Genomic DNA, 26,648 nt, shown 5'->3' on the forward strand with positions numbered 1-26,648 from the left:
CGCGCGAGGAAGTTGTCGACGTGCCGAAATCCAGCGTGGAGCTGAGGCACGAGACGAGGAGCCAGATCAGGGTGTCCTGGACGATGCCGATCGCGGCGAGCATCAGCAGCGGGACCGCGTGAGCGTTTCGAATATCGCCTGGGTAGGTGTAGATCAGTTGGTTCAGGATGAGGAAGACGCAACTGCCCAGCACGACCCCCTCCCATGCCGGGCCGTCCACCGCACTGACGCCGGGCAAGTCGGTGGCAAGCGCCAGTCCCAGTAGGTGCCGAGTACCCGTCTTCGCCTGCACACGGGGTTACAGCTCCTTGATGGTGCCGTGGACGGCGTCCCTCGACCGGCTGCGATTCAACGCTACTTGTTCAACCGTGTTCATACGACGCCGGAAGTTGACCGAGCTGGCCGACTCCGTCGAGCCGGCCGTCGGGTAGTTGTGCGCCAACGCCGTACGGCACTGGGGTTGCCTCGCCGGGCTGGAGCTCGTGTTGGGTTCGGGCAGCGGTTCGCGCCGCCGTCGCTTCGGGTGATGGTGGTGGATGGGGAGACATGGTCGGCGCCTCAACTGCCGGCCGACAGCGACCCGTGGGGTGAGAGCGGGAGGGGATGCGGCTGGTCGAGGCAGTGTCGTGGCGGAGAGGGCGGGATACGGCGAGGAGTTGGTGTGGTGCGCGTTCGCCGTGTGAGCTATGAGCGGCCTCGGCGGGCTTCCGTCAGGGCGTCCGTCCAGCCGGCCGCGTAGGCGCGCGACTCGCGGGTAAGCAGTTCCTCGTACAGCCGGTCCAGCAGTGCCTCGCGGTCGGGCGCGGGGGAGTGCAGAAGGTGGGCGAGGCGGGAGTAGGTGTCGATCGGCTGGTGCGGGGAGTTGCTCGTGCCAGTCGCCATGTCGTCGTCCTGCTTTCCGGTCTGTCCGCTGACTGGTGGTACAGGTGTGTGCTCCTGACGCGTTCGTAGCGTCTGTTCGAACTAGTGTACGAGTAATCTGGTGGTGTCGCTCCGTGTTTGCCCAACCCACTTTCTTTCACTCTCCGTTGCCGCCCGGCCTGGACCTGCGGTGATGCCGGGGTGCAGTGGATGTTGTGTCATCGAGCAAGCCCTACGGGGTGGACGGGGACGCGGGCAATGCGCGGCAACGACACGGGATCGACCGGCTCGAACAAGGCTCTGATCTGCGCCGGGCCCCGAGTCGGCGCCGGGACGAGTAGGGCGTCGTACAGCCTGGTCAGCCGAAGAAGCGGGCCAGTTGTACGGCCGACGGTGCGGAATCGGGGGCGGGCTGGGCCGGGTCCGGTTTCCTTTCGGCTGCCGGTGCGTCGTCGTACGAGTCGTCGTACGACGGACGCGGCACCGGCGGTTCCGGCTGGTCGCCCTCCTCCGAGTTGACGCAGGCGAACATCCAGTTCGCGGCGGCCAGATGGTCCACCGCGGCGGCGAGGAGATGGTCGGAGACCGACCACTCGGCGGCCTCGCCGTGCAGCTCCCTGTTCAGCGCGCTGTCGCGCGGCAGGTGCTTGACGAGCAGTGCGAGACGCCGTGCGGTCAGCGTCTCGCGGTGCCAGTCGAGCAGGTCGATGCCGTAGTAGCGGAGCAGGTCCGCTTCGAGGGCCTCGGCGTGTTCGTCGACGAACCCGACGAGGCTCAGCCTTCCCCCAGGCCGAGCCCGGTCTCCTTGCCGTAGGCCTCCAGGATGGCGGCGATGTCCTGCATGGTGATCTCGTGCTGTTCGAAGCGGGTGAACTGCTTCTCGCCGAGCAGCAGGCGCAGCAGCCCGTCCACGTCGTTGTCGTCGAGCTTGCGCAGGGCCTTCGCGGTCGCGCGGGTCAGCTCGGTGGGCAGGGTGTAGCTCTCGCCGTCGAGTTCGAACGACCAGGTACGGCCGAGGGCTTCCAGACGCTGGGCGCGTGCTGCGTTGACGTCGAAACGGGCCATGGTGACTCCTTGCGTGGGGAAGGGGGGCGTGGTGCGGGTCCGGGGTGGGGCGGACCGAGGGGGCCGTCCCACCCCGGCGGGTCAGGACGCGGCGTACGCGGTGTCCTTCATCACGAAGCCGGCCAGCGCCGAGCCGTCGGTGGCGGCCATCGCCGTGAAGGTGATGCCGAACTGGGCCGCCGACTTGCGGGCCAGCTTGATGTCGTCCGCCGCGGTGACCTGGCCGCGCGGGATGCCGAAGCGGTAGGTGACGGTGGTGCCGTCGCTCGCCTTGACGTCCGTGAACTCCAGGCCGAGGGCGCGCACGTCGGCGTACGGCCGGTCGGCGATGTCGTACTTGTAGACGCCGGTCGAACCGGTGACCGCGCCGATCGAACCGCCGCCCATGAAGAACGGCAGCGTGTCCTCGTTGAACTGCATCAGCGCGAACTTCAGGGTCAGGTCGCGGTCCGAGTACACGAAGTGCACCGGGCTGACGGCCTGCCACACGTCGACCGGCTCCAGCTTGTCCTTCTTGCTGAAGGTGACGCCGTCACCGGAGGTGAAGCCGAGGTCCGTCCACTCCGCCCAGTCGGTGGCGGAGTCGGTGAAGGCCGTCGGTACGGCGGTGTCGGCCTTGGCGACGAAGAGGCGGCCTACGCCGGCGATGCGGATCTCGGAGGAGTTGGTTCCTGCCATGGTGGTGGTTCTCCTTGGTGAGGTGGTGGGTGGAGCGGGGATGGCTGCTGTTACCTCGGTGGTCCGGATACGGCGAAGGCCCCGCCGGGGTGGCGGGGCCTTCGAACTGGGGCGCGGTGCACGGGGCGGGCCGCGCGGGTGGGTACGGCGTCGGTCGGGTCGTCAGTAGACGTCCACGTACACCTTCATCACGGTCACGTAGCGGTTGGCCGCGGAGTAGAGGTAGTCGGGCAGCCAGCGCGGGCCGTCCTGTTCCTCCACCTCCGTGACGAGGTTCGTGCCGTACCGGTGGCCCGCCGTGGCCAGCAGGGTCTGGCGGGCGTCGTTGGCGAGGACGTGCGCGGCCTGCTTGGTCGGGCCGTACACCTCCAGCTCGATCAGCGGCTGGTCGACGTGGCGTTCGCCGACCCAGGCGCCGCCGCGCCGGTTGACGAGCACGGCGGCGTCCGTGCCGTCGAAGTCCGGCGGCGCCTGGACGGTGACGAGCGCGCCGGAAAGCCTCGGGTCGTCCTCCAGGATGTCGACGACCATGGCCTCGACGTCCGGGAAGGCGCTGGGTGGAGTGGGTGTGGTCATGCCTGGGTCACCTCGGGACAGCTTCGGGAGGGCGGGCGGGACGCGACGAGCCAGTGTGCGGCCGGCCTGCGGGCACAGCTCCGCCGCTGCACCAACTGTGACAGAGGAGCGTGCGCGCACGCAACTAATTCGGCGAGTGGGATGTGCCGAGAGGTGCGTCAGAGAGCCCGAGGGGCGAAAGTGCGAGGTGAGTGGGTGGGGGGAGGCTGTGTCCAGCGGGAGGCGGGAGGCGGGAGGCGGGGGGCGGGAAAGGAGCGGAGAGGCCGCGCTGCGAGCGGGGGTGAAGGTCAGTCGGCGGTGCGGGACGCTGTGGCGGTGGCCTCCGTCAGCTCCCCCGCGTCCTCGGGGATGTGTTCCATGGCGGGCGGGTCGTTGGGCAGGAACTGCTCGACAACGCGGACGAACATCTCCCGCCGGTCGGCCGGCACCCCCAGCAGATCGGCGACTTCTTCGAGCGTGGGGCGGCGGCCGAACTCCGCGCCGGGCGCGGCCGGGTGGTCGTGGGGGTCGGCCAGTTCCTCGGCGGTCAGCCGGCCGGAGCGGATCAGCATCTCGCGGACCGGCACCCCCAGCGCGCGGGCGAGTCGGCGCGTGGTTTCGAGGTCCGGCATGCTCTGCCGCTGCAACAGGCGGGTGACGGCGGCGCGGTGCACCCCCGCCTCGTCCGCGATGCGCGACTTGCCACCGCCGCGTGGGTTGTCGATGTCGTAGCCGCGGTCGCGCATCAGGTCCTCGACCCACGCGGCGAACGCGTCCAGATCCCGGCCGGTCATGTGTGGGCTCGCTTCCTTTGGAGGGCAGCAAGTTTAGCTTGCTTGCGCGCACGGTATTACGTGCCCTCACGTGCAGGATGTGCAAAGAATCGCCAAGACAGAGGCCAGTTGGGGTGGTTGGGCGCCTGTAAACGTCGGCCCGCGGCCCCTGCCGACCCATTACGTTGCGAGCGCACGCGCAATCTGTAAATCTGGGACGCCTCGCGTCACACCCGTCCCAGAGGGGGGCCCCATGCCCGCCACCGGCTCGTGCCCACCGCCCCGACCGAGACCGGTCCAGGTCCCCCGCCCCTTCGACGAGCCGCGGGGCTGGCGCACCGCGGCCGCCTGTGCCGGACTCCCGCCCAGGGTCGTGTTCGCCAGGAAGGCCACGGAGGCCGCCCCCGCGTTGCGTGCCTGCGCCCGCTGCACGGTCCGGCGCGAGTGCGAGGAGGCCGTGGCCCCCGCAGGCAACTGGTTCGACGGCGTCTGCGGCGGCCGGCTCTGGCGCTCTGGGCGCCCCGTCGCCGTTCCCGCGCGCCTCCTCCCGGTCCTGCGACCCGTCGTCCGGCGCGGAGGCCCCGTTGTCTGACCATCGCCCCACCCCGGACCGTCGAAGGATCCGCGCCTCGGGCCCCGCCCCCGCCTCCTCCCCGGTGAACCCCGCCGAGCACGCCGCCCTCTGGATCGGCCGGCTCCTCCAGCAGTTCCCCGAACTGTCCGCCGAACTCGCCCCCGGCCGCCCCGGTCAGGCCCACGGCCCGGCCGCCCCGCCCCCGCCCGGCAGCGTCGGCCGGCTCCGCGCGGAACGCGAGGAGGCGCTGCTCCTCGAACAGCGGCACGGCCTCGTCGCCCCCGGCCCCAGCGCGGCCCCGCTGCGGCTGCACATCTCCGACACCATCCGCGACATCACCGACGGCGTGCTGGAACTGGAGGAGGCCGTGCGGGACCGGCTCGGCCTGCCGCGCGTGCGCCGGGCGTCCGTGCCCGAGCGGTTGCGCCGGATCACCGCCCTGCTCGACGCCGTCGCCGCCGACCCCGTACTCGCCGCGCACGTACGGGACGAGACCCGGCGGATGGCCCGGCGGTGCGCCCGTGCGCTGGGTGACACCGAAACCGTGGTACGCGTCTCCGGCCGCTGTCCCTGGTGCGACTCCGTGTCGCTGCGGGCCTTCCCGGAGCGCGCCGCCGTCCTCTGCGTCAATCCCGGCTGCCGCTGCTCGGTGCCCGACTGCGGTTGCCACGACGACCCGGCCTACCGGCACACCTGGAACGAGGGGGAGTGGAGCCACCGATGAGGGCCGACCCGCCGACGCTGATCCCCGGCGCCTTGGCCGCCCGGGAGGCCGGCGTCGCCCCGGCGACCATCCGCAAATGGGTCCAGCTGGGCCACCTCGCGGCGGCCGGCAGGGCGGGCCGGGCGGCACTGTTCCGCCTGGAGGACGTCTTCGCCGCGGAGCGTGCCGCGGCCCGCCGCGCCCAGCGCTGACCCACCGGGAGGCCGTACGGCCGGGGTGCCGCCCCCGGCCGTAGGGCCGGGCCGCGTGGCAGCGGCAGGGCGGGCCCCGTACTCGGCGTGTAGGGCGCATGCATTCGGCGGTGGTCGTTCCTCGTCGTACAGGGAAACGCCGGGCTATCTTTGTGGAACGGCCTCCGACGTGCCCGGATCGCCGATTCGAAGATCATTGACGGGGCGTGGGCTTGACATGGCCCACGACGCGGTACTGGCGTGACCCATTTGTTTTGACCGCAGCGAATGCGCTGGGTACGCTCAGACCTTGTGCCTGGGGTGTGCCCTGGCTCTCGTGCGTGCCTTCAACCGCATGGCGAGCCGACATCGGCCACCGTAATCTGCGACCTTTTCGCCGCTCGGCGGGAGTCTGCGGGATTCGACACACCCGACCGCGTGGGTCGGAGGCGTTCCAGGTTAGCTGTACGCATCGGCACACAGAAACCGGAGAAGTAGTGCCTACGATCCAGCAGCTGGTCCGCAAGGGCCGGCAGGACAAGGTCGAGAAGAACAAGACGCCCGCACTTGAGGGTTCCCCCCAGCGTCGTGGCGTCTGCACGCGTGTGTTCACGACCACCCCGAAGAAGCCGAACTCGGCCCTGCGTAAGGTCGCGCGTGTGCGTCTGACCAGCGGCATCGAGGTCACCGCTTACATTCCGGGTGAGGGACACAACCTGCAGGAGCACTCCATCGTGCTCGTGCGCGGCGGCCGTGTGAAGGACCTGCCGGGTGTTCGCTACAAGATCATCCGTGGCTCCCTCGACACCCAGGGTGTCAAGAACCGCAAGCAGGCCCGCAGCCGTTACGGCGCCAAGAAGGAGAAGTAAGAATGCCTCGTAAGGGCCCCGCCCCGAAGCGCCCGGTCATCATCGACCCGGTTTACGGCTCCCCTCTGGTGACCTCCCTGATCAACAAGGTGCTGCTGAACGGCAAGCGCTCCACCGCCGAGCGCATCGTCTACGGCGCCATGGAGGGTCTGCGCGAGAAGACCGGCAACGACCCGGTCATCACGCTCAAGCGCGCCCTTGAGAACATCAAGCCGACCCTTGAGGTCAAGTCCCGCCGTGTCGGTGGCGCCACCTACCAGGTCCCGGTCGAGGTCAAGCCCGGCCGTGCCAACACCCTGGCGCTGCGCTGGCTGGTCGGTTACTCCCGCGCCCGTCGCGAGAAGACCATGACCGAGCGTCTGCTGAACGAGCTCCTCGACGCCTCCAACGGCCTCGGTGCCGCGGTGAAGAAGCGCGAGGACACGCACAAGATGGCCGAGTCCAACAAGGCCTTCGCGCACTACCGCTGGTAGTCGCTACCCCATCGAGAACCGAGAGAAGACTGAAGCCTTATGGCTACCACTTCGCTTGACCTGGCCAAGGTGCGCAATATCGGCATCATGGCCCACATCGACGCGGGCAAGACGACCACCACCGAGCGGATCCTGTTCTACACCGGCGTTTCCTACAAGATCGGTGAGGTCCACGACGGCGCTGCCACCATGGACTGGATGGAGCAGGAGCAGGAGCGTGGCATCACGATCACCTCTGCTGCCACCACCTGTCACTGGCCGCTGGAAGACGTCGACCACACCATCAACATCATCGACACCCCGGGCCACGTCGACTTCACGGTCGAGGTGGAGCGCTCCCTGCGCGTCCTCGACGGTGCCGTGACGGTGTTCGACGGCGTCGCCGGCGTCGAGCCGCAGTCCGAGACGGTGTGGCGTCAGGCGGACCGCTACGGCGTTCCGCGCATCTGCTTCGTCAACAAGCTCGACCGCACCGGTGCCGAGTTCCACCGCTGCGTCGACATGATCTCCGACCGACTGGGTGCCCAGCCGCTGGTCATGCAGCTGCCGATCGGTGCCGAGGCGGACTTCAAGGGCGTCGTCGACCTGGTGACGATGAAGGCTCTGGTGTGGTCCGCCGAGGCCACCAAGGGCGAGATGTACGACACCATCGACATCCCGGCCACCCACACCGAGGCCGCCGACGAGTGGCGCGGCAAGCTGCTTGAGGCCGTCGCCGAGAACGACGAAGAGCTGATGGAGCTGTACCTGGAGGGCGAGGAGCCCACCGTGGAGCAGCTGTACGCGGCCATCCGTCGTATCACCATCGCGTCCGGCAAGGGCACCGGCACCACCGTCACCCCGGTGTTCTGCGGTACCGCGTTCAAGAACAAGGGCGTCCAGCCCCTGCTCGACGCGGTCGTGCGCTACCTCCCCTCGCCCCTGGACGTCGAGGCCATCGAGGGCCACGACGTCAAGGACCCCGAGGTGATCATCAAGCGCAAGCCGTCCGAGGACGAGCCGCTGTCCGCGCTGGCGTTCAAGATCATGAGCGACCCGCACCTGGGCAAGCTCACCTTCGTCCGCGTGTACTCCGGCCGCCTGGAGTCCGGCTCCGCCGTGCTCAACTCCGTCAAGGGCCGCAAGGAGCGCATCGGCAAGATCTACCGCATGCACGCCAACAAGCGTGAGGAGATCGAGTCGGTGGGCGCCGGCGACATCGTCGCCGTCATGGGCCTGAAGCAGACCACCACCGGTGAGACGCTGAGCGACGAGAAGAACCCGGTCATCCTGGAGTCGATGGACTTCCCGGCGCCGGTCATCGAGGTCGCGATCGAGCCCAAGTCCAAGGGTGACCAGGAGAAGCTGGGTGTCGCCATCCAGCGTCTCGCGGAGGAGGACCCCTCCTTCCAGGTGCACACCAACGAGGAGACCGGCCAGACCGTCATCGGCGGCATGGGCGAGCTGCACCTTGAGGTGCTGGTCGACCGCATGCGCCGTGAGTTCAAGGTCGAGGCCAACGTCGGCAAGCCGCAGGTCGCGTACCGCGAGACCATTCGCAAGAAGGTCGACAAGGTCGAGTACACCCACAAGAAGCAGACGGGTGGTACCGGTCAGTTCGGTCGCGTCATCATCTCGATCGAGCCGATCGAGAGCGGCGACATGGCGTACGAGTTCGTGAACCAGGTGACCGGTGGCCGTATCCCGAAGGAGTACATCCCTTCGGTCGACGCCGGTGCGCAGGAGGCCATGCAGTTCGGCATCCTGGCGGGCTACGAGATGACCGGCGTCCGGGTCACCCTGCTCGACGGTGCCTACCACGAGGTCGACTCCTCCGAACTCGCGTTCAAGATCGCCGGCTCGCAGGCCTTCAAGGAGGCCGCGCGCAAGGCCAGCCCCGTGCTGCTCGAACCGATGATGGCCGTCGAGGTCACCACGCCCGAGGACTACATGGGTGAGGTCATCGGCGACATCAACTCCCGCCGTGGTCAGATCCAGGCCATGGAGGAGCGGGCCGGTGCCCGCGTCGTCAAGGGCCTCGTGCCCCTGTCGGAGATGTTCGGCTACGTCGGCGACCTCCGCAGCAAGACGTCGGGTCGCGCAAGCTACTCGATGCAGTTCGACTCCTACGCCGAGGTTCCGCGGAACGTCGCCGAGGAGATCATCGCGAAGGCCAAGGGCGAGTAACGCACCCCGTTCACACGCCGTAGGCTTGACTCCGGAGCCTCCAGGGGCATTCCCCCGCGAACGCGGACGGAACGCCCCCGGGTTCCGGGCCTTTACAGCAAAGATCACCTGGCGCCGATGAAGTAAGGCGTACAGAACCACTCCACAGGAGGACCCCAGTGGCGAAGGCGAAGTTCGAGCGGACTAAGCCGCACGTCAACATCGGCACCATCGGTCACATCGACCACGGTAAGACGACCCTCACGGCCGCCATTACCAAGGTGCTGCACGACAAGTACCCGGACCTGAACGAGGCCTCGGCCTTCGACCAGATCGACAAGGCTCCTGAGGAGCGTCAGCGCGGTATCACCATCTCCATCGCGCACGTCGAGTACCAGACGGAGGCGCGCCACTACGCCCACGTCGACTGCCCGGGTCACGCGGACTACATCAAGAACATGATCACCGGTGCCGCGCAGATGGACGGCGCCATCCTGGTGGTCGCCGCCACCGACGGCCCGATGCCGCAGACCAAGGAGCACGTGCTTCTGGCCCGCCAGGTCGGCGTTCCGTACATCGTCGTCGCCCTGAACAAGGCCGACATGGTGGACGACGAGGAGATCCTTGAGCTCGTCGAGCTTGAGGTCCGTGAGCTCCTCTCCGAGTACGAGTTCCCGGGCGACGACGTTCCGGTCGTCAAGGTCTCGGCGCTCAAGGCCCTTGAGGGCGACAAGGAGTGGGGCCAGTCGGTCCTGGACCTGATGGACGCCGTCGACAGCGCGATCCCCGAGCCGGAGCGCGACGTCGACAAGCCGTTCCTGATGCCGATCGAGGACGTCTTCACCATCACCGGTCGCGGTACGGTCGTCACCGGCCGTATCGAGCGTGGTGTCCTCAAGGTCAACGAGACCGTCGACATCATCGGCATCAAGCCGGAGAAGACCTCCACCACGGTCACCGGCATCGAGATGTTCCGCAAGCTGCTCGACGAGGGCCAGGCCGGTGAGAACGTCGGTCTGCTCCTCCGCGGCATCAAGCGCGAGGACGTCGAGCGCGGCCAGGTCATCATCAAGCCGGGCTCGGTCACCCCGCACACCGAGTTCGAGGCGCAGGCCTACATCCTCTCCAAGGACGAGGGTGGCCGCCACACGCCGTTCTTCAACAACTACCGTCCGCAGTTCTACTTCCGTACGACGGACGTGACCGGCGTCGTGACCCTCCCCGAGGGCACCGAGATGGTCATGCCGGGTGACAACACCGAGATGAAGGTGGAGCTCATCCAGCCCGTCGCCATGGAAGAGGGCCTGAAGTTCGCCATCCGTGAGGGTGGCCGGACGGTGGGCGCCGGTCAGGTCACCAAGATCAACAAGTGATCTCGGTCTGACCCGGCAGGTCTCTGAGAGGCCCGTACGACCCCGGTCGTACGGGCCTCTCGGCATTCGGGGCGGCCGCGCCCGGAACGGAACGTCTCCCTCGCCACCTGCTTCAACTCCCCGGCGAGGGACGGCAATCGAGGTCCTCGACCTCGCGGGGGCCGGCGACGGTCTGCCGAAGGTGCACGGGGCCCGGGGCACGTCGGGTCATGTGAAGCGGACGGTCGGCAGGTGCCCGGTGGCGCGGGGAGTGCGCGGTCCCTGGTCCGTCGGCTGGAGTTCTGGGCGGTGGTGCGGCAACGGCCGGCGATCGGCGCGGGCGGTCTGGCGGAGACTCACCTCAGACGTACCTCCCGCGTACCCCGGCCCGGTGGAAAGGCGTCGGATTCGCTGACCGCTTCGGGGACAGCCGCTATTTCGGTTCCCGTTGGCCTGGGGGGCGGGTGTCCTGTGTTTTCACCGCCTCGTTGACCTTTTTTGCCAGTTCGTCGTCGAGCTTCTTGAACTCGCGTACCACCGTGTCGGACATGTCGGCGAGGGCGTCCAGTTGCTGTGTGATGTCCTCGCGCCCGTCCTCCCAGTTCGACTCGAAGTCGTCGAGGGCGCCGTTGACCTTGCCGTCGCCGATGTCGTCCTTGTAGCTCTCGAAGAGCTTCTTGGTGTGGTTCAGACGGGTCTTGATCGAGCGCAGACGCCGGCCGTAGTCCTCCAACTCGGTCAGCGGCAGCGAGAGGTCGCTCTTGCCCTTGCCCATGCGTCCGTCCCCCGTTCTCGTAGGCTGAGCCGCACCGTACAACAGCATGCTGCCTGGACAAGTGACCGACGAAACGGGGGACACCACAGCCATGGCCCGCTACATGGAGGCGCTCACCATCGAGCGCGGCGGCTTCCGCATCAGGGTGCCGGAGTCGTGGTGGGAGTTCGACGTACGCCCGGAGTCGCGTGACGACTCGATCCGGCGCATGGTGAACGAACGGGTCGAACAGCATCCGGAGTTGGCCCCGTACCGCGACACGTACACCGGCTTCCTCCAGAAGGCCGCGGCCGACGCCTGGAAGTCCGGCGCGCTGTACTGCGGCTGCATGGCGGAGACGTTCGGCGGTGACACCCCGATCACCGGCTCGGTCACCGTCTCCCTCGTCGGCGGACGTACCAGCGAGGGCGCGCCGCTGCCCAACGACCCCGCCACGATCGCCTCCCAACTCGCCGTCAAGGAAGCGAGGAAGCCCGGCGACTCCTGGCGCAAGGTGACGACCGTCGACCTACCCGGAGTGGGCCCGGCCGCCCGCACCCATGGCATCGAGGACATCCCCGTCCCGGGCGACAGCCTCAACCGCACGGTACGGGCCGTGCTGATGCAGACGTACATCCCGGTCCCCGGGCAGCAGGGCAAGGTGGCCCTCGTCGCAGGCAGCAGCCAGGTCCTCGACCTGGCCGACTCGTTCTTCGACATCTTCGACGCGATCACCTCGACGTTCCGCTTCGCGGACTGAGCCGCGACGGCGCGGGTCTCAGAGTGCGGACAGCCGCCGCAGGGAGACTGGCCTCCGGGTTTACACAGAGGTAACACTGAGGTGCCGGCCGCCCCTGGACGTCCACCCGGGGGCGGCCCCAGTCCTGCGCGCGGCAACGGCGCCGAGCGCTCACCACCGGTGTGTACCGGTAGCAGCCGTGCCCCGAAGGGAACCACGTGACGACCCGATCCGAAGCGAGAATTTCGCCGACTGCGCTGTCCTCTCCGTCCGCACTCGACCTCCTGCGGGCGGAGATCGAACACCGCAACCCGGCCCAATCCGAGTTCCACCAGGCCGTCCGAGAGGTGCTGGAGACGCTTGCGCCGGTGCTCGCGGCCCGTCCGGAGTACGCGGAGCCGGGGCTCATCGAGCGGCTGTGCGAGCCGGAGCGGCAGATCATCTTCCGGGTGCCGTGGCAGGACGATCACGGCCGGGTCCACGTCAATCGCGGTTTCCGCGTCGAGTTCAACAGCGCGCTCGGCCCGTACAAGGGCGGCCTGCGCTTCCACCCGACGGTGAACCTCGGCATCGTGAAGTTCCTCGGTTTCGAGCAGATCTTCAAGAACGCGCTCACCGGGCTCGGCATCGGCGGCGGCAAGGGCGGCAGCGACTTCGACCCGCACGGCCGCAGCGACACGGAGGTCATGCGGTTCTGCCAGTCGTTCATGACGGAGTTGCACCGGCACATCGGCGAGCACACCGACGTCCCGGCGGGTGACATCGGCGTAGGCACCCGTGAGATCGGTTATCTGTTCGGCCAGTACCGGCGGATCACCAACCGCTGGGAGTCCGGCGTCCTCACCGGCAAGGGCCCGCACTGGGGCGGGTCCCTGATCCGGCCGGAGGCGACCGGGTACGGGAACGTGCTGTTCGCGGCGGAGATGCTGCGCGAGCGCGGCGAGGACCTTCAGGGCCTGTCGGCGGTCGTCTCCGGCTCCGGAAACGTCGCCATCTACACCATAGAAAAACTCCTCGCCCTCGGCGCGAACCCGCTGACCTGCTCGGACTCCAGCGGATACGTGGTCGACGACAAGGGCGTCGACCTGGATCTGCTCAAGCAGGTCAAGGAGGTCGAACGCGGCCGGATCAGCGCCTACGCCGAGCGCCGGGGCGCGTCCGCGCGGTTTGTGCCCGGCGGACGGGTCTGGGAGGTCCCGGCCGATGTCGCGCTGCCGTCGGCGACGCAGAACGAGCTGGACGAGCACGACGCGGCCACCCTCGTCCGCAACGGTGTGAAGGCGGTGTCGGAGGGCGCGAACATGCCGACGACACCCGGGGCCGTGCAGCTGCTCCAGCGCGCGGGGGTGGCCTTCGGGCCCGGCAAGGCGGCGAACGCGGGCGGGGTCGCGGTCAGCGCCCTGGAGATGGCGCAGAACGCGTCGCGCACCGCGTGGACGGCCGCCCGTGTCGAGGAGGAACTGGCCCGCATCATGCGGGACATCCACACCACGTGCCATGAGACCGCTGAACGCTACGGCCTCCCCGGCGACTACGTGACCGGCGCGAACATCGCCGGCTTCGAGCGGGTCGCCGACGCGATGCTGGCCCAGGGCGTCATCTGACCCGCCCACCACGACGCTCGCCCGAGCCGCCCCACCCGGCGGGCGGCTCGGGCGACCGCCGTCCCGCCCGGGTTCTCTCGCACAGCCGTTCCCGGTAAGTTCGCGGGTGCACCTGGTTGTTGAGGATGCGCATGTGACGGGGGTTGCGGGATGGTGGGGCATCGGCCCGCGGACTGGCATCCGCTGGATCTTGACAAGGACCCGACACCGGGGGATCCGCAGCGGGTGCGTTCCCTGGCGAAGCAGTTGCACGACTTCGCGGACGATGTGTCCGACGCGCTGCGTCTGGTCAAGGGCATGGCGGGCGAGGACACGCTGCTTCAGTGGGCGGGCAAGTCGGCCGAGGCATTCAAGGAGCAGTTCGGGGACGTCCCGAAGGACCTGAAGAAGCTGAGGACGTCGTACGCGATGTGCGGCGACGCCCTCGCCGGTTTCTGGCCCGAGCTGGAGCGGGCGCAGGCGCTCGCGGACCGGGCCCTGGCCAGGGCGAGGGAGGCGCAGTCCGAGCTGGCTTCGGCCAAGTCCCGTCTGGCGTCGGCCGATTCGTGGGTGACCCGGGCCGGCAAGGAGGCGGACAAGTACAAGGACGACCCGACGGGCAGCAGGTCGGATGCCGACGGGCCGGACGAGGCGAAGGTGCGGGCCGCGGCCCGAGACGTGCGGAACGCCCGGTCGGCGCACGAGAAGGCGCAGTCGGACGTCACCGCCGCCCAGAACGCGCTGGACGCGGCGAAGAAGATGGCCGCGGACGCGCGGGCGATGCGCGACGAGGCGGCGCGCGAGGCGAAGTCGAGGATCGACGAGGCGTCGGACGCGGGGATCCAGAACCGGTCGTGGTGGCAGGACATCGGCCACTGGTTCGAGAACAACTGGGACACCATCGTCGCGGTCTGCAAGGTGGTCGTCGCGGTCGTCGGCATCATCGCGATGATCATCGGCGGGCCGATCCTCGGTGCGATCGTCCTGATCGCGGCCCTCGTCGTCCTCGCCGACACCCTCTACAAATACTCCCAGGGCAAGGCATCCCTGTGGGACGTCGCCTTCGCGGCCCTGGACTGCATACCCGGCGGCAAGGGCATCACCAGCTTCGGCAAACTCGCCAAGGGCCTGAAGGGCCTGGGCAAGACGGGCCTGAAGGGGATGGCCAAAGGGCTCGGGAAGGGACTGCGCCGCGAGGCCGACGACGCCCTCGCCAAGAGCAAACCCGGCAAGGGCCGCTGCCTGAACGGCGACCCCATCGACATGGTCTCCGGCGAGATGCTGATGGCGGAGACCGATGTCGACCTGCCGGGCCTGCTCCCGCTGGTCCTGCGCCGCACCCATCTGTCGACCTACTGGGCGGGCCGCTCCTTCGGCCCCTCCTGGGCCTCCACGCTCGACGAGCGCCTGGAACTGGACGACCAGGGTGCCGTCCACGCCACCGAAGACGGCATGATCCTCCTGTATCCCGTGCCCCGGCCCGGCACCTCGGTCCTGCCCACCGAGGGACCCCGCCGACCACTGGACTGGGACGGCACCCCAGGCGCCCCGCTGCGCGTCACCGACCCGCTCACGGGCGTCACGCGCCACTTCGCGCCGCCCCGGCGCCCCGCGAGGGGCGACGAGCCGTTCACCCTCCTGATCGCCGCCATGACGGACCGCAACGGCTACCGGATCGACTTCGAGCGCGATGCCGACGGCACCCCCGTCGCCGTGCGCGACTCGGGCGGCCGGTACCTCCACGTGGACACCGACGGCGGGCGCGTCACCGGGCTGCGTCTGCGCGATCCGGAGAACGGCCCGCAGGGCACGCTCCTCAGACGCTTCGGCTACAGCCCCGAAGGCCACCTCACCGAGGTCTTCGACTCCAGTGGTCTGCCCCTGAGACTCACCTACGACGAGCGCGGGCGCATCACCTCGTGGACCGACCGCATCGGCTGCTGGTACCGCTTCACCTACGACGAGCAGGACCGCTGCGTCCGGGGCGAAGGGGCCGACGGCCGGCTGTCCTGCACCATCGCCTACGACACCGAGCGCCGGGAGACCCGCTACACCGACGCGCTCGGCAACACCACGACGTACCGGCACAACGAGCTGCACCAACTCGTCGCCGTGACCGATCCCCTCGGCCACTTCGAGTACTCGGAGTGGGACCGCTACGGGCGGCTTCTGTCCCGTACCGACCAACTGGGCAACACGACCCGCTTCAGTCTGGGCGCGCACGGCCAACCGGTCCGGATGGACCGGCCGGACGGGACCTGTGTCCAGGTGGAGTACCGCGACGACATGCTGCCTGTCGCTCTCACGGAAGCCGACGGGACGCGCTGGGAATGCACATACGACGACCGGGGCAACCTGCTCACCAGTACCGATCCGCTGGGAGCGGTGAGCGAGTACACCTACGACGAACGCGGACACCGGATCGCGCAGACCGACGCGCTCGGCAACACGTTCCGCTTCGACACCGATGACGCCGGGCTGCCCGTGGGGGTCGTGGACCCGCGGGGGAGCGTCGTCACCGTGCGCCGGGACGCGTTCGGTCGCGTCGTGCAGATCAACGACGCGGTCGGCGGGACCGTCCGGCAGGGCTGGAGCCCGGACGGCCGCCTGCTGTGGCGGGAGCGCGCGGACGGCGGACGGGAGACCTGGTCGTACGACGCACAGGGCAACCTCACTGAGTGGTGTGAGCCGGGAGCGTTCACCACCTCGTTCGAGTACGGCGCCTTTGACCTGCCCAGCGCCCGAACCGACCCGGACGGCACCCGCTACCTCTTTGCCCACGACGCCGAGCTACGGCTCATCGGCGTGACCAATCCGCACGGCGACGTGTGGAGTTACCGCTACGACTCGGCCGGCCGCCTGACGAGCGAGACGGACTTCGACGGCCGTACGCTCGACTACGTCCACGATGCGGCAGGCCGCCAGATCGAACGGACGAACGGTGCCGGCCAGACCGTCCGTCTCACCCGGGACGCCGCCGGGCGCGTGGTGACGACCCGCACGGACGACGGCGCCCTCACCACGCTGCGGTACGACGCCGTCGGACGACTGGTCGAGGCGGTGAACCCCGGCAGCACGGTCGTCTACAACTACGACGCGATGGGCAGGACTGTCGCCGAGACCGTCGACGGCCGGACGGTCAGCAGCGTGTACGACCCCCTGGGCCGACGCGTACGGCGCACCACGCCCTCGGGAGCGACCTCGCACTGGTCGTACGACGCAGCGGGCCTGCCCACGTCGCTCGTCACCGCGGCCGGTGAGCTGACGTTCACCCATGACGCGGCCGGCCGCGAGATCGCCCGCGACCTGGCCGGCGCCGCCACGCTGACGCAGTCCTGGGACGCCGGTCACCGGCTCGTCGAGCAGGTCATCCGCTCGGGAAGCAGCGCGGACGCCGTTCGGCAGGCCCGGTCCTACGCCTACCGCGGGGACGGCCATGTCACCGCGATCACCGAGCGACTGGGCGGCACCCGAAGGTTCGATCTCGACCGCGCGGGCCGTGTCACACGGGTGTCCGCCGAGAGTTGGACCGAGACGTACGCCTACGACGAACTCGGCAACCTCACCGCCGCCGCCCACCCTGCGACGGGCGGGGTGGACGCACAGGGCCCGATCGGGCACCGCGGTACGAAGGCCACGTCGGCGGGTCGTACCCGGTACGAACACGACGGCCAGGGCCGCGTGGTCCGGATGGTCCGGCGCACGCTGTCCGGGCTGCGGCGGATCTGGAGGTACGCCTGGGACGCTGACGACCGACTCACGGAGGTGGTGACGCCCGACCGTGGGGTGTGGCGGTACGGCTACGACGTGATGGGCCGGCGCATCGCCAAGTGGCGTGTGCACGAGGACGGTTCGACCACGGACGAGACCCTCTTCACCTGGGACGGTGCCAACCTCGCGGAGCAGCAGACAGCCCGTGACGACCGGGTGGAGACCGACACCTGGGACTGGGAGCCGGGCACCCACCGTGCGGCGGCCCAGGTACGGAGACGTTGGCGAGCCGACGACCCGGAGACGATCGACAGGCAGTTCTACGCCATCGTCACCGACCTGGTCGGCACGCCCAGCGAACTCGTCAGTGAGGACGGCACGATCGCCTGGCGGTCCGCGACGAGCTTGTGGGGCCGCCCCCTCGCCGCCGCCGACGGCGACCTGTGCCCGCTGGCCTTCCCGGGCCAGTACCGCGACGCCGAGACGGGCCTGCACTACAACCTGGCGCGCTACTACGACCCGGACACGGCGAGCTTCCTCACCCCCGATCCACTCGGTCTGGTCCCCGGCCCGAACCCGCACGCATACGTCGACAACCCCTTCCGCTGGACTGACCCGCTCGGTCTGGAGGGAGACAGCACTCAGCCGGTCCGCGTCTATGACGACTCGGAGTACAGCAAGCACGGTTCGGCCAGCGGCTCGTCGGCCAAGGGCGAAGTCAGCCGTGCGCCCACCAACGGGCAGGCGGCGCTGGATCGGTCCATCGACTTGGACCCGAACAACCCGAACGTCACCAGGCGCCTCGGAGTGGACCACGTGAACAACGAGATCGTGGTGCTGGACCGGCACCGCGCGATCACGGACAAGGACGGCAATATCGTCAAGGAGCTCTACCACGGCCATGTGCAGTCCTCGTATCCGTCGAAGAGTGTCACGCAGGGCGACCTGACCAAACTGAAGAAGGCAGGCATGATCGACAACATCAAGAAGCAGCGGGTGCTCCCGCCCAAGTGCGACGGGTGACGGGTGAAGCGGGGAAGTCGGTTATGGCGTCAGGGTGGGACTGGGAGAACGGCGAGGGGCTGCTGGGCCTCGACGACCCCGAGGCGTGGGATGCCGCGTTCGAGCGCGGCGAGGACCACCTGGGCACGGCGGTGATCGGGCTGGCGTTTCAGTGTTCGTTGGAGGAGGCATCGCCGCGGATTGTCAGGGCGATGCGGCTTCCGGACCGCGATCAGCGGGGGTATGCGTTCACCGCGGCGGGACATGCGGCGCGACTCAACGGGGACTTGACGCCCGAACTGTTCACGGCGCTGAGGGACGAGGGTCCCGGCGGCGTCGCCGAGCACCCCATCAGGGACGTCTTGACGTATGTACCGTTTCGAAAGCTGCCGCCGTGGTTCAAGCGCCGGTGGGTGTTTGTGACGGTGCGAGACAAGCTGGAAGGCTGGTGGCTGCGTTCCACCGAGGCGATCGGGGATGTCTGGCGCTCTCTGCGCGGACGCCGTTCGTAAACGCGTCATGGCTGGGCGGGGCGTTGGGCCCCGCAGACCGACGACGTCCTGCGGCGCGCGGGATGGCGGCCGGGCCGTGCCGTGCCGGCGGACACCTGAGAGGCGCTCCTGCTGCGGCGCGGCGGGTTCGTGGCGCACGAGGCCGCGCGCCGGTTCCTCGCCGAGTTCGGCGGGCTGGTGACCTACGGCTGGCCCGTCGACCCGGTCGTGACCCGCTCGGCCGTCCGGTTCGACCCGCTCCCCGACGCGTGGGAGGCCGAGGTGTGCGCGTCGATGAGCCGGGAGGCGGGGACGGCGCTGTCTCCGGTGGGCCGGTCGGATGAGGGCGGCAGCCGTCTTGGGATCGCCGAGAACGGCGCGGACCATCTCGCGACCGAGCGCGTGGAACGGCTGGCCGGGACCGCCGACGAGGCGCTGGACCGGCTGATCGCGGCCCAGGCCGCCCGGACGCCGCCGCGGCGGCGTGACGACACTTCGGCCGCCGAGGGTTCCGACACCGGCGGGACGCCGTGGAAGCGGACGGGACCGCGGGGGAACAGCGGCCCGCGCGGACCGACCGGGTGCTGCGGGCCTGCGGTTGGTTCCCGGGCCGGGCGATCCCCACGGCGACCTGGGAGACCGTGCTTCTGGAGACTGGCGCGTACGAGATCCACGAGGCCGCGCGCGGGTTCCTCGCGGCGTTCGGATACGTCGGCGTCCCCTACCCCGCGCCGGGGCAGACGCCGCTGGGCCCTGAGTTCCTGCTGGGCCCGCTGGTGGTGATGTGGGGCGCGGAGATCATCGACGACCTCGCCGAGCAGGCGGGCGCCGGCCTGTATCCCGTCGGCACGACGGACCGCGGCGGACCCGTGCCTCGGGGTGGCGCAGGATGGCCAGGGACCCGCTGCCCAGGGGTGTGGGCCGCTGTGCCGCTGAGCGACGGGCGCGGGGGACACGGTTTGACCTCTGTCACCTTGGGGGTATTCTCTCCGGCTCGATTGGCCAGCCCCCCACCCCCTGTGGCAGACTGTCCGAGTTGCTCGGCCGAGTGTTGATGCTGCGCGCCTCCCGCCGGGAGGACCGGAAGCGAGTCCCACAGTACTCGTCAACCCCGTGTGGGTTGGACGTACGGGAATCTTCCGGGAAGCGTCGGCGCGGCACCGGCCAGGCACCCGGTGGGCCTTCCGTCCCCGGTCTGCGGTTCCGGAAGGGCCGTGCGCATTCCCCGCAGGGATGTTCGAACAAGGGACATCTGTGTCAGCGGGAGCGCGACACGCCCGACCGCGTGGGTCGGAGAAGGCGAAGAGAACGAAGGGAACACCGGGTTCCAGAGCGTGAGAAGAGACAGGACTACTGAGTAGCCATGGCGGGACAGAAGATCCGCATTCGGCTCAAGGCCTACGACCACGAGGTCATCGACTCCTCGGCGAAGAAGATCGTCGAGACGGTGACCCGCACGGGTGCGTCGGTCGCGGGCCCGGTGCCGCTGCCCACTGAGAAGAACGTGTACTGCGTCATCAAGTCGCCGCACAAGTACAAGGACTCGCGCGAGCACTTCGAGATGCGCACGCACAAGCGCCTGATCGACATCCTCGACCCGACCCCCAAGACCGTTGACTCTCTGATGCGACTCGACCTCCCGGCCGGTGTCGACATCGAGATCAAGCTCTGAGGCGCGGTGATCTGAGAGATGACCAAGCAGATCAAGGGCATCCTGGGCGAGAAGCTCGGCATGACGCAGGTGTGGGACGAGAACAACCGCGTTGTTCCGGTCACCGTCGTCAAGGCCGGCCCCAACGTCGTCACCCAGGTGCGTACGAACGACGTCGACGGCTACGAGTCCGTCCAGATCGCCTTCGGCGAGATCGACCCGCGCAAGGTGAACAAGCCCCTCAAGGGTCACTTCGCCAAGGCCGACGTCACCCCGCGTCGTCACCTCGTCGAGATCCGCACGTCGGACGCCTCCGAGTACACGCTGGGCCAGGAAGTCACCGCCGAGGTGTTCGAGGCCGGCGTCAAGGTCGACGTCACCGGCAAGAGCAAGGGCAAGGGCTTCGCCGGCGTCATGAAGCGCCACAACTTCGGTGGCCTCGGCGCCGGACACGGCACCCAGCGCAAGCACCGCTCTCCCGGCTCCATCGGCGGCTGCGCCACCCCGGGCCGGGTGTTCAAGGGCCTGCGCATGGCGGGCCGCATGGGCAACGAGCGGGTCACCACCCAGAACCTGACCGTCCACGCCGTTGACGCGGAGAAGGGTCTGCTGCTCATCAAGGGCGCGGTTCCCGGTCCGAACGGCGGCCTCGTCCTGGTCCGCACCGCGGCCAAGGGGGCCTGAGGTAATCCGATGAGTACTTCAATCAACCTCGCGATCCTTTCGCCGGCGGGCGAGAAGGCCGGTACCGTCGAGCTCCCCGCGGAGATCTTCGGCGTGGAGAAGGTCAGCATTCCGCTGATCCACCAGGTCGTCGTCGCACAGCTGGCCGCCGCCCGCCAGGGCACGCACAAGACCAAGACCCGCGGTGAAGTCCGTGGTGGCGGCAAGAAGCCGTACCGCCAGAAGGGCACCGGCCGCGCCCGCCAGGGCTCGACCCGCGCGCCGCAGTTCGCCGGCGGTGGCGTCGTGCACGGCCCGCAGCCGCGCGACTACTCGCAGCGGACCCCGAAGAAGATGAAGGCCGCGGCCCTGCGCCACGCCCTCACCGACCGGGCCCGCCACAACCGCATCCACGTCGTCTCCGGCGTGGTCGAGGGCGAGACCCCCAGCACGAAGGCCGCCAAGAGCCTGTTCGGCAAGATCAGCGAGCGCAAGAACCTGCTCCTGGTCGTCGACCGCGCCGACGAGGCCGCGTGGCTGTCCGCCCGCAACCTGCCCCAGGTCCACATCCTGGAGCCGGGCCAGCTGAACACGTACGACGTTCTCGTCTCGGACGACGTGGTCTTCACCCAGGCCGCTTTCGAGTCCTTCGTCGCCGGCCCGAACAAGGCCAACGACACCGAAGGGAGCGAGGCCTGATGGCTACGCGTCACCCCTCCATCGCCTCGAAGGCCGCCAAGGCCGCCAAGGCCGCGCGCGTCGCCAAGGCGAAGCGCCACGCCACCGAGGGCAAGAACACCGTCGTCACCCCGGCGAGCAAGGCATACACGGACCCCCGTGACGTCCTGCTCAAGCCGGTCGTGTCCGAGAAGAGCTACGCGCTCCTCGACGAGAACAAGTACACGTTCGTCGTCGACCCGCGTGCCAACAAGACCCAGATCAAGGAGGCCGTCCAGGCGGTCTTCTCGGTCAAGGTCACCGGGGTCAACACGATCAACCGCCAGGGCAAGCGCAAGCGGACCCGGACGGGCTTCGGGCAGCGTGCCGCGACCAAGCGCGCGATCGTGACCCTCGCCGAGGGCGACCGTATCGACATCTTCGGCGGTCCGACCGCCTGACGGCGGTCCGGAACGTCCAGATTTCGGAATCACTTCCGAGGACTGAGAGACAATGGGTATCCGCAAGTACAAGCCGACGACTCCTGGCCGTCGTGGCGCCAGCGTCGCCGACTTCGTCGAGGTCACGCGGTCCACGCCGGAGAAGTCGCTGGTCCGTCCCCTGCACAGCAAGGGCGGCCGTAACAATTCCGGTCGTGTGACCGTCCGCCACCAGGGCGGTGGCCACAAGCGCGCCTACCGCGTGATCGACTTCCGTCGTCACGACAAGGACGGCGTGCCGGCGAAGGTCGCGCACATCGAGTACGACCCCAACCGCACCGCGCGCATCGCGCTGCTGCACTACGCGGACGGCGAGAAGCGCTACATCCTCGCGCCGCGTGGCCTGTCGCAGGGCGACCGCGTCGAGAACGGTCCCGGGGCCGACATCAAGCCGGGCAACAACCTCGCCCTGCGCAACATCCCGGTCGGTACCACGCTGCACGCCATCGAGCTGCGTCCGGGCGGCGGCGCCAAGTTCGCCCGCTCGGCCGGCGCCTCCGTGCAACTGCTCGCGAAGGAGGGCTCCATGGCCCACCTGCGCATGCCGTCCGGTGAGATCCGCCTGGTCGACCAGCGCTGCCGCGCCACGGTCGGCGAGGTCGGCAACGCCGAGCAGAGCAACATCAACTGGGGCAAGGCCGGCCGTAAGCGGTGGCTGGGCGTCCGCCCGACCGTCCGTGGTGTGGTCATGAACCCGGTCGACCACCCGCACGGTGGTGGTGAGGGCCGGACCTCCGGTGGTCGTCACCCCGTGTCCCCGTGGGGCAAGAAGGAAGGCCGTACTCGTTCGCCCAAGAAGGCGTCGAACAAGTACATCGTCCGCCGCCGCAAGACGAACAAGAAGCGCTAAGGACGGGTTGAGATGCCTCGTAGCTTGAAGAAGGGGCCCTTCGTCGACGACCACCTGATGAAGAAGGTGGACACGCAGAACGAAGCCGGCACCAAGAACGTCATCAAGACCTGGTCCCGCCGCTCGATGATCGTCCCGGCCATGCTGGGCCACACGATCGCGGTGCACAACGGCAAGACCCACATCCCGGTGTTCGTCACCGAGTCGATGGTCGGCCACAAGCTCGGCGAGTTCTCGCCGACCCGCACCTTCCGGGGCCACGTCAAGGACGATCGCAAGTCGAAGCGCCGCTAGGCGCGGATCGCAACAGACAAGTAAGTAACTCTGAAGGGACAACCATGGAAGCCAGGGCCCAGGCGCGGTACATCCGCGTCACGCCCATGAAGGCCCGCCGTGTGGTGGACCTCATCCGTGGCATGGACGCCACGGAGGCCCAGGCTGTTCTGCGATTCGCTCCGCAGGCAGCCTCGGTTCCGGTGGGCAAGGTGCTCGACAGCGCCATCGCCAACGCCGCGCACAACTACGACCACACCGACGCCGACAGCCTCTTCATCTCCGAGGCGTACGTCGACGAGGGCCCGACCCTGAAGCGGTTCCGTCCGCGTGCCCAGGGCCGTGCCTACCGGATCCGCAAGCGGACCAGCCACATCACCGTGGTCGTCAGCAGCAAGGAAGGAACCCGGTAATGGGCCAGAAGGTAAACCCGCACGGGTTCCGGCTCGGTGTCACCACCGACTTCAAGTCGCGTTGGTACGCCGACAAGCTCTACAAGGACTACGTCAAGGAAGACGTCGCCATCCGCCGGATGATGACGTCCGGCATGGAGCGCGCCGGCATCTCCAAGGTCGAGATCGAGCGCACCCGTGACCGGGTCCGCGTCGACATCCACACCGCGCGTCCGGGCATCGTCATCGGCCGCCGTGGCGCCGAGGCCGACCGCATCCGCGGTGACCTGGAGAAGCTGACCGGCAAGCAGGTCCAGCTGAACATCCTTGAGGTCAAGAACCCGGAGACGGACGCTCAGCTGGTGGCCCAGGCCGTCGCCGAGCAGCTGTCCTCCCGCGTCTCCTTCCGCCGCGCCATGCGCAAGAGCATGCAGTCGGCGATGAAGGCGGGCGCCAAGGGCATCAAGATCCAGTGCGGTGGCCGCCTCGGCGGCGCCGAGATGTCCCGCTCGGAGTTCTACCGCGAGGGCCGGGTGCCCCTGCACACGCTCCGGGCGAACGTGGACTACGGCTTCTTCGAGGCCAAGACGACCTTCGGCCGCATCGGCGTGAAGGTCTGGATCTACAAGGGCGACGTCAAGAACATCGCCGAGGTCCGCGCCGAGAACGCCGCCGCCCGTGCGGGCAACCGCCCGGCGCGCGGCGGTGCCGACCGCCCGGCCCGTGGTGGCCGCGGTGGCGAGCGGCGCGGTCGTAAGCCGCAGCAGGCTGCCGGCGCCGAGGCCCCCAAGGCTGAGTCCTCGGCGGCCCCCGCAGCTGCTCCGGCTGAGAGCACCGGAACGGAGGCCTGACCGACATGCTGATCCCCCGTAGGGTCAAGCACCGCAAGCAGCACCACCCGAAGCGCAGTGGTATGTCCAAGGGTGGGACGCAGATTGCGTTCGGCGAGTACGGCATCCAGGCGCTGACCCCGGCGTACGTCACGAACCGCCAGATCGAGGCGGCTCGTATCGCCATGACCCGTCACATCAAGCGTGGCGGCAAGGTCTGGATCAACATCTACCCGGACCGTCCGCTGACGAAGAAGCCGGCCGAGACCCGCATGGGTTCCGGTAAGGGTTCTCCGGAGTGGTGGGTCGCCAACGTCAAGCCCGGACGCGTGATGTTCGAGCTGTCGTACCCCAACGAGAAGATCGCCCGTGAGGCGCTGACCCGTGCGGCCCACAAGCTGCCGATGAAGTGCCGGATCGTCAAGCGCGAGGCAGGTGAAGCGTGATGTCGGCCGGTACCAAGGCGTCCGAGCTGCGCGAGCTGGGCAACGAGGAGCTGCTGGACAAGCTCCGCGAGGCCAAGGAAGAGCTGTTCAACCTCCGCTTCCAGGCGGCGACGGGTCAGCTTGAGAACCATGGCCGTCTCAAGGCGGTCCGCAAGGACATCGCGCGGATCTACACCCTGATGCGCGAGCGTGAGCTGGGCATCGAAACGGTGGAGAGCGCCTGATGAGCGAGAACAACGTGACTGCAAAGACCGAGCGCAACGCCCGCAAGACCCGTGAGGGTCTGGTCGTCAGCGACAAGATGGACAAGACCGTCGTCGTCGCCGTCGAGGACCGTGTGAAGCACGCGCTGTACGGCAAGGTCATCCGCCGTACGAACAAGCTCAAGGCGCACGACGAGCAGAACGCTGCCGGCATCGGCGACCGCGTCCTCCTGATGGAGACCCGGAAGCTGTCCGCCACCAAGCACTGGCGCATCGTCGAGATCCTCGAAAAGGCCAAGTAGTAATTCCTGCGGGGCAGTTGCCTCGCAGGTCAGTTCCGCCAGGCTCGGCGAGAAGCGTGCCCAACACGCGCTTCTCGCCGGGAACCGGCAGACAAACAGGAGATAGACGTGATCCAGCAGGAGTCGCGGCTGCGTGTCGCCGACAACACGGGCGCGAAGGAAATCCTTTGCATCCGTGTGCTCGGTGGCTCCGGTCGCCGCTACGCGGGCATCGGTGACGTCATCGTCGCCACCGTCAAGGACGCGATCCCCGGTGGCAACGTGAAGAAGGGTGACGTCGTCAAGGCGGTCATCGTTCGCACCGTCAAGGAGCGCCGCCGTCCGGACGGCTCGTACATCCGCTTCGACGAGAACGCCGCCGTCATTCTGAAGAACGACGGCGACCCTCGCGGCACCCGCATCTTCGGCCCGGTCGGCCGTGAGCTGCGCGAGAAGAAGTTCATGAAGATCATCTCGCTCGCGCCGGAGGTGCTGTAAGCATGAAGATCAAGAAGGGCGACCTGGTTCAGGTCATCACCGGCAAGGACAAGGGCAAGCAGGGCAAGGTCATCGCCGCCTACCCGCGCGAGGACCGCGTCCTGGTCGAGGGTGTCAACCGGGTCAAGAAGCACACCAAGGCCGGTCCGACGGCGCGCGGTTCCCAGGCCGGCGGCATCGTGACCACCGAGGCGCCGATCCATGTCTCCAACGTCCAGCTGGTCGTGGAGAAGGACGGCAAGAAGGTCGTCACGCGTGTCGGCTACCGCTTCGACGAAGAGGGCAACAAGATCCGCGTTGCCAAGCGGACGGGTGAGGACATCTGATGGCTACCACCACCACTCCGCGTCTGAAGACGAAGTACCGCGACGAGATCGCCCCGAAGCTGCGTGACGAGTTCAAGTACGAGAACGTCATGCAGATCCCGGGCCTCGTCAAGATCGTGGTCAACATGGGTGTGGGCGACGCCGCCCGCGACTCGAAGCTGATCGAGGGCGCCATCCGCGACCTCACCACGATCACCGGTCAGAAGCCGGCCGTCACCAAGGCCCGCAAGTCCATCGCGCAGTTCAAGCTGCGCGAGGGCCAGCCGATCGGCGCCCACGTCACGCTCCGTGGCGACCGCATGTGGGAGTTCCTGGACCGCACCCTGTCGCTCGCGCTGCCGCGCATCCGCGACTTCCGCGGTCTGTCCCCCAAGCAGTTCGACGGCCGTGGCAACTACACCTTCGGTCTCACCGAGCAGGTCATGTTCCACGAGATCGACCAGGACAAGATCGACCGCGTCCGGGGTATGGACATCACCGTGGTCACCACGGCGACCAATGACGCTGAGGGCCGCGCGCTCCTTCGTCACCTCGGCTTCCCGTTCAAGGAGGCGTGAGC

At 68.6% G+C, this 26,648-nt stretch carries 33 protein-coding genes and 2 pseudogenes; 27 read left to right on the forward strand and 8 right to left on the reverse strand.

Annotation, left to right across the window (positions count from 1 at the left end; all coding sequences use genetic code 11):
* From AC27LF_RS40305 to AC27LF_RS40335, 7 genes and pseudogenes are all read right to left on the reverse strand, one after another.
* A pseudogene (locus AC27LF_RS40305) lies at positions 1-292 on the reverse strand (hypothetical protein); the annotation flags it as partial.
* Between the two features lie 392 nt (positions 293-684).
* A complete protein-coding gene (locus tag AC27LF_RS40310; RefSeq protein WP_479661912.1) occupies positions 685-882 on the reverse strand; it encodes a hypothetical protein in 198 nt (65 codons plus the stop codon).
* Positions 883-1,219: 337 nt separating this feature from the next.
* Positions 1,220-1,570 (reverse strand): hypothetical protein, encoded by a 351-nt coding sequence (locus AC27LF_RS40315; RefSeq protein ID WP_479661915.1) that lies wholly within the window; start codon positions 1,568-1,570, stop codon positions 1,220-1,222.
* 65 nt (positions 1,571-1,635) lie between these two features.
* Positions 1,636-1,926: a hypothetical protein gene (locus AC27LF_RS40320; RefSeq protein WP_479661911.1), complete on the reverse strand. Its 291-nt coding sequence runs from the start codon at positions 1,924-1,926 to the stop codon at positions 1,636-1,638.
* Between the two features lie 81 nt (positions 1,927-2,007).
* A complete protein-coding gene (locus AC27LF_RS40325; RefSeq protein ID WP_479661910.1) occupies positions 2,008-2,604 on the reverse strand; it encodes a phage tail tube protein in 597 nt (198 codons plus the stop codon).
* A gap of 162 nt (positions 2,605-2,766) precedes the next feature.
* On the reverse strand, positions 2,767-3,180 hold the full coding sequence (locus AC27LF_RS40330; RefSeq protein ID WP_479661909.1) for a hypothetical protein: 414 nt from the start codon (positions 3,178-3,180) through the stop codon (positions 2,767-2,769).
* A 287-nt stretch (positions 3,181-3,467) separates the two neighbouring features.
* Positions 3,468-3,953 (reverse strand): helix-turn-helix domain-containing protein, encoded by a 486-nt coding sequence (locus AC27LF_RS40335; protein ID WP_479661908.1) that lies wholly within the window; start codon positions 3,951-3,953, stop codon positions 3,468-3,470.
* A gap of 232 nt (positions 3,954-4,185) precedes the next feature.
* Here AC27LF_RS40335 and AC27LF_RS40340 point away from each other — a divergent pair, with 232 nt between their 5' ends.
* The 7 genes from AC27LF_RS40340 to tuf all read left to right on the forward strand — a co-directional run bounded on the left by AC27LF_RS40340 (position 4,186) and on the right by tuf (position 10,260).
* Positions 4,186-4,524, forward strand: coding sequence for a WhiB family transcriptional regulator (locus AC27LF_RS40340; protein WP_479661907.1), 339 nt, complete (start codon positions 4,186-4,188; stop codon positions 4,522-4,524).
* A complete protein-coding gene (locus AC27LF_RS40345; RefSeq protein WP_479661906.1) occupies positions 4,517-5,230 on the forward strand; it encodes a hypothetical protein in 714 nt (237 codons plus the stop codon). Before AC27LF_RS40340 ends, AC27LF_RS40345 begins: the two co-directional genes overlap by 8 nt.
* Positions 5,227-5,421: a hypothetical protein gene (locus AC27LF_RS40350; RefSeq protein WP_479661905.1), complete on the forward strand. Its 195-nt coding sequence runs from the start codon at positions 5,227-5,229 to the stop codon at positions 5,419-5,421. The genes AC27LF_RS40345 and AC27LF_RS40350 overlap by 4 nt, the downstream gene beginning before the upstream one ends.
* A gap of 476 nt (positions 5,422-5,897) precedes the next feature.
* Positions 5,898-6,269: a 30S ribosomal protein S12 gene (rpsL, locus tag AC27LF_RS40355; RefSeq protein ID WP_003948652.1), complete on the forward strand. Its 372-nt coding sequence runs from the start codon at positions 5,898-5,900 to the stop codon at positions 6,267-6,269.
* Positions 6,270-6,271: 2 nt separating this feature from the next.
* On the forward strand, positions 6,272-6,742 hold the full coding sequence (rpsG, locus tag AC27LF_RS40360; RefSeq protein ID WP_003998848.1) for a 30S ribosomal protein S7: 471 nt from the start codon (positions 6,272-6,274) through the stop codon (positions 6,740-6,742).
* Positions 6,743-6,781: 39 nt separating this feature from the next.
* The gene (fusA, locus tag AC27LF_RS40365) at positions 6,782-8,908 is read left to right on the forward strand and encodes an elongation factor G (protein WP_479661904.1); all 2,127 of its coding nucleotides are present in this window, start codon (positions 6,782-6,784) and stop codon (positions 8,906-8,908) included.
* Positions 8,909-9,066: 158 nt separating this feature from the next.
* Entirely contained in the window at positions 9,067-10,260 is a 1,194-nt protein-coding gene (gene tuf, locus AC27LF_RS40370) for an elongation factor Tu (protein ID WP_479661903.1), read from the forward strand.
* Between the two features lie 412 nt (positions 10,261-10,672).
* On the opposite strand, the gene AC27LF_RS40375 is transcribed toward tuf, so the two are convergent.
* A complete protein-coding gene (locus AC27LF_RS40375; RefSeq protein ID WP_479661902.1) occupies positions 10,673-11,014 on the reverse strand; it encodes a hypothetical protein in 342 nt (113 codons plus the stop codon).
* 91 nt (positions 11,015-11,105) lie between these two features.
* Between AC27LF_RS40375 and AC27LF_RS40380 the strand changes: the two genes are divergently transcribed.
* From AC27LF_RS40380 to rplE, 20 genes and pseudogenes are all read left to right on the forward strand, one after another.
* On the forward strand, positions 11,106-11,753 hold the full coding sequence (locus tag AC27LF_RS40380; RefSeq protein WP_479661914.1) for a hypothetical protein: 648 nt from the start codon (positions 11,106-11,108) through the stop codon (positions 11,751-11,753).
* A 197-nt stretch (positions 11,754-11,950) separates the two neighbouring features.
* Entirely contained in the window at positions 11,951-13,336 is a 1,386-nt protein-coding gene (gene gdhA / locus AC27LF_RS40385; RefSeq protein ID WP_479661901.1) for an NADP-specific glutamate dehydrogenase, read from the forward strand.
* Positions 13,337-13,486: 150 nt separating this feature from the next.
* Positions 13,487-18,049 carry an RHS repeat-associated core domain-containing protein gene (locus tag AC27LF_RS40390; RefSeq protein ID WP_479661900.1) on the forward strand — a complete coding sequence of 1,521 codons (4,563 nt, stop codon included), beginning with the start codon at positions 13,487-13,489 and terminating at the stop codon, positions 18,047-18,049.
* Complete coding sequence (locus AC27LF_RS40395; protein ID WP_479664819.1) at positions 18,046-18,540, forward strand: hypothetical protein; 495 nt, start codon at positions 18,046-18,048, stop codon at positions 18,538-18,540. Before AC27LF_RS40390 ends, AC27LF_RS40395 begins: the two co-directional genes overlap by 4 nt.
* A 177-nt stretch (positions 18,541-18,717) precedes the next feature.
* Positions 18,718-18,909, forward strand: a pseudogene (locus AC27LF_RS40400) (SUKH-3 domain-containing protein); the annotation flags it as partial.
* Between the two features lie 191 nt (positions 18,910-19,100).
* Positions 19,101-19,574 (forward strand): SUKH-3 domain-containing protein, encoded by a 474-nt coding sequence (locus AC27LF_RS40405; RefSeq protein WP_479664820.1) that lies wholly within the window; start codon positions 19,101-19,103, stop codon positions 19,572-19,574.
* A 308-nt stretch (positions 19,575-19,882) separates the two neighbouring features.
* Positions 19,883-20,191 carry a 30S ribosomal protein S10 gene (gene rpsJ, locus AC27LF_RS40410; protein ID WP_003948644.1) on the forward strand — a complete coding sequence of 103 codons (309 nt, stop codon included), beginning with the start codon at positions 19,883-19,885 and terminating at the stop codon, positions 20,189-20,191.
* 18 nt (positions 20,192-20,209) lie between these two features.
* Positions 20,210-20,854, forward strand: coding sequence for a 50S ribosomal protein L3 (gene rplC / locus AC27LF_RS40415; protein ID WP_332885447.1), 645 nt, complete (start codon positions 20,210-20,212; stop codon positions 20,852-20,854).
* A gap of 9 nt (positions 20,855-20,863) precedes the next feature.
* Positions 20,864-21,532: a 50S ribosomal protein L4 gene (rplD, locus tag AC27LF_RS40420; protein WP_479661898.1), complete on the forward strand. Its 669-nt coding sequence runs from the start codon at positions 20,864-20,866 to the stop codon at positions 21,530-21,532.
* Positions 21,532-21,951: a 50S ribosomal protein L23 gene (rplW, locus tag AC27LF_RS40425; protein WP_351735969.1), complete on the forward strand. Its 420-nt coding sequence runs from the start codon at positions 21,532-21,534 to the stop codon at positions 21,949-21,951. Before rplD ends, rplW begins: the two co-directional genes overlap by 1 nt.
* Before the next feature lie 52 nt (positions 21,952-22,003).
* The gene (gene rplB, locus AC27LF_RS40430; protein ID WP_086560683.1) at positions 22,004-22,840 is read left to right on the forward strand and encodes a 50S ribosomal protein L2; all 837 of its coding nucleotides are present in this window, start codon (positions 22,004-22,006) and stop codon (positions 22,838-22,840) included.
* Between the two features lie 12 nt (positions 22,841-22,852).
* On the forward strand, positions 22,853-23,134 hold the full coding sequence (gene rpsS, locus AC27LF_RS40435; RefSeq protein WP_392053705.1) for a 30S ribosomal protein S19: 282 nt from the start codon (positions 22,853-22,855) through the stop codon (positions 23,132-23,134).
* A 44-nt stretch (positions 23,135-23,178) separates the two neighbouring features.
* Positions 23,179-23,526, forward strand: a complete 348-nt coding sequence (rplV, locus tag AC27LF_RS40440; RefSeq protein ID WP_003974262.1) for a 50S ribosomal protein L22 — start codon at positions 23,179-23,181, stop codon at positions 23,524-23,526.
* On the forward strand, positions 23,526-24,356 hold the full coding sequence (gene rpsC / locus AC27LF_RS40445; protein WP_351735974.1) for a 30S ribosomal protein S3: 831 nt from the start codon (positions 23,526-23,528) through the stop codon (positions 24,354-24,356). The genes rplV and rpsC overlap by 1 nt, the downstream gene beginning before the upstream one ends.
* A gap of 5 nt (positions 24,357-24,361) precedes the next feature.
* On the forward strand, positions 24,362-24,781 hold the full coding sequence (gene rplP, locus AC27LF_RS40450; protein ID WP_479661897.1) for a 50S ribosomal protein L16: 420 nt from the start codon (positions 24,362-24,364) through the stop codon (positions 24,779-24,781).
* Positions 24,781-25,005, forward strand: coding sequence for a 50S ribosomal protein L29 (gene rpmC, locus AC27LF_RS40455; protein ID WP_121894850.1), 225 nt, complete (start codon positions 24,781-24,783; stop codon positions 25,003-25,005). Before rplP ends, rpmC begins: the two co-directional genes overlap by 1 nt.
* Positions 25,005-25,286, forward strand: a complete 282-nt coding sequence (gene rpsQ, locus AC27LF_RS40460) for a 30S ribosomal protein S17 (RefSeq protein ID WP_388702747.1) — start codon at positions 25,005-25,007, stop codon at positions 25,284-25,286. The genes rpmC and rpsQ overlap by 1 nt, the downstream gene beginning before the upstream one ends.
* A gap of 108 nt (positions 25,287-25,394) precedes the next feature.
* Positions 25,395-25,763, forward strand: a complete 369-nt coding sequence (gene rplN / locus AC27LF_RS40465) for a 50S ribosomal protein L14 (RefSeq protein WP_003998823.1) — start codon at positions 25,395-25,397, stop codon at positions 25,761-25,763.
* Positions 25,764-25,765: 2 nt separating this feature from the next.
* Positions 25,766-26,089 carry a 50S ribosomal protein L24 gene (gene rplX, locus AC27LF_RS40470; RefSeq protein ID WP_350962687.1) on the forward strand — a complete coding sequence of 108 codons (324 nt, stop codon included), beginning with the start codon at positions 25,766-25,768 and terminating at the stop codon, positions 26,087-26,089.
* Complete coding sequence (gene rplE, locus AC27LF_RS40475) at positions 26,089-26,646, forward strand: 50S ribosomal protein L5 (RefSeq protein ID WP_388702751.1); 558 nt, start codon at positions 26,089-26,091, stop codon at positions 26,644-26,646. The genes rplX and rplE overlap by 1 nt, the downstream gene beginning before the upstream one ends.
* Positions 26,647-26,648: the final 2 nt, after the last annotated feature.

This window comes from Streptomyces diversicolor, from assembly GCF_057537855.1.

Excerpts from the sequence above, each read along its gene's own strand:
- AC27LF_RS40310 (WP_479661912.1), bottom strand. The coding sequence starts at position 882 with ATGGCGACTGGCACGAGCAACTCCCCGCACCAGCCGATCGACACCTAC.
- fusA (WP_479661904.1), top strand. The coding sequence starts at position 6,782 with ATGGCTACCACTTCGCTTGACCTGGCCAAGGTGCGCAATATCGGCATC.
- rplD (WP_479661898.1), top strand. The coding sequence starts at position 20,864 with ATGAGTACTTCAATCAACCTCGCGATCCTTTCGCCGGCGGGCGAGAAG.
- AC27LF_RS40380 (WP_479661914.1), top strand. The coding sequence starts at position 11,106 with ATGGCCCGCTACATGGAGGCGCTCACCATCGAGCGCGGCGGCTTCCGC.
- AC27LF_RS40350 (WP_479661905.1), top strand. The coding sequence starts at position 5,227 with ATGAGGGCCGACCCGCCGACGCTGATCCCCGGCGCCTTGGCCGCCCGG.
- AC27LF_RS40390 (WP_479661900.1), top strand. The coding sequence starts at position 13,487 with ATGGTGGGGCATCGGCCCGCGGACTGGCATCCGCTGGATCTTGACAAG.
- rplC (WP_332885447.1), top strand. The coding sequence starts at position 20,210 with ATGACCAAGCAGATCAAGGGCATCCTGGGCGAGAAGCTCGGCATGACG.
- rpsJ (WP_003948644.1), top strand. The coding sequence starts at position 19,883 with ATGGCGGGACAGAAGATCCGCATTCGGCTCAAGGCCTACGACCACGAG.
- rplW (WP_351735969.1), top strand. The coding sequence starts at position 21,532 with ATGGCTACGCGTCACCCCTCCATCGCCTCGAAGGCCGCCAAGGCCGCC.
- rpmC (WP_121894850.1), top strand. The coding sequence starts at position 24,781 with ATGTCGGCCGGTACCAAGGCGTCCGAGCTGCGCGAGCTGGGCAACGAG.
- AC27LF_RS40375 (WP_479661902.1), bottom strand. The coding sequence starts at position 11,014 with ATGGGCAAGGGCAAGAGCGACCTCTCGCTGCCGCTGACCGAGTTGGAG.
- rpsQ (WP_388702747.1), top strand. The coding sequence starts at position 25,005 with ATGAGCGAGAACAACGTGACTGCAAAGACCGAGCGCAACGCCCGCAAG.
- rpsC (WP_351735974.1), top strand. The coding sequence starts at position 23,526 with ATGGGCCAGAAGGTAAACCCGCACGGGTTCCGGCTCGGTGTCACCACC.
- AC27LF_RS40335 (WP_479661908.1), bottom strand. The coding sequence starts at position 3,953 with ATGACCGGCCGGGATCTGGACGCGTTCGCCGCGTGGGTCGAGGACCTG.
- AC27LF_RS40320 (WP_479661911.1), bottom strand. The coding sequence starts at position 1,926 with ATGGCCCGTTTCGACGTCAACGCAGCACGCGCCCAGCGTCTGGAAGCC.
- rplX (WP_350962687.1), top strand. The coding sequence starts at position 25,766 with ATGAAGATCAAGAAGGGCGACCTGGTTCAGGTCATCACCGGCAAGGAC.
- rpsS (WP_392053705.1), top strand. The coding sequence starts at position 22,853 with ATGCCTCGTAGCTTGAAGAAGGGGCCCTTCGTCGACGACCACCTGATG.
- AC27LF_RS40325 (WP_479661910.1), bottom strand. The coding sequence starts at position 2,604 with ATGGCAGGAACCAACTCCTCCGAGATCCGCATCGCCGGCGTAGGCCGC.
- rplB (WP_086560683.1), top strand. The coding sequence starts at position 22,004 with ATGGGTATCCGCAAGTACAAGCCGACGACTCCTGGCCGTCGTGGCGCC.
- rplE (WP_388702751.1), top strand. The coding sequence starts at position 26,089 with ATGGCTACCACCACCACTCCGCGTCTGAAGACGAAGTACCGCGACGAG.
- AC27LF_RS40330 (WP_479661909.1), bottom strand. The coding sequence starts at position 3,180 with ATGACCACACCCACTCCACCCAGCGCCTTCCCGGACGTCGAGGCCATG.
- AC27LF_RS40340 (WP_479661907.1), top strand. The coding sequence starts at position 4,186 with ATGCCCGCCACCGGCTCGTGCCCACCGCCCCGACCGAGACCGGTCCAG.
- rpsG (WP_003998848.1), top strand. The coding sequence starts at position 6,272 with ATGCCTCGTAAGGGCCCCGCCCCGAAGCGCCCGGTCATCATCGACCCG.
- rplP (WP_479661897.1), top strand. The coding sequence starts at position 24,362 with ATGCTGATCCCCCGTAGGGTCAAGCACCGCAAGCAGCACCACCCGAAG.
- rplV (WP_003974262.1), top strand. The coding sequence starts at position 23,179 with ATGGAAGCCAGGGCCCAGGCGCGGTACATCCGCGTCACGCCCATGAAG.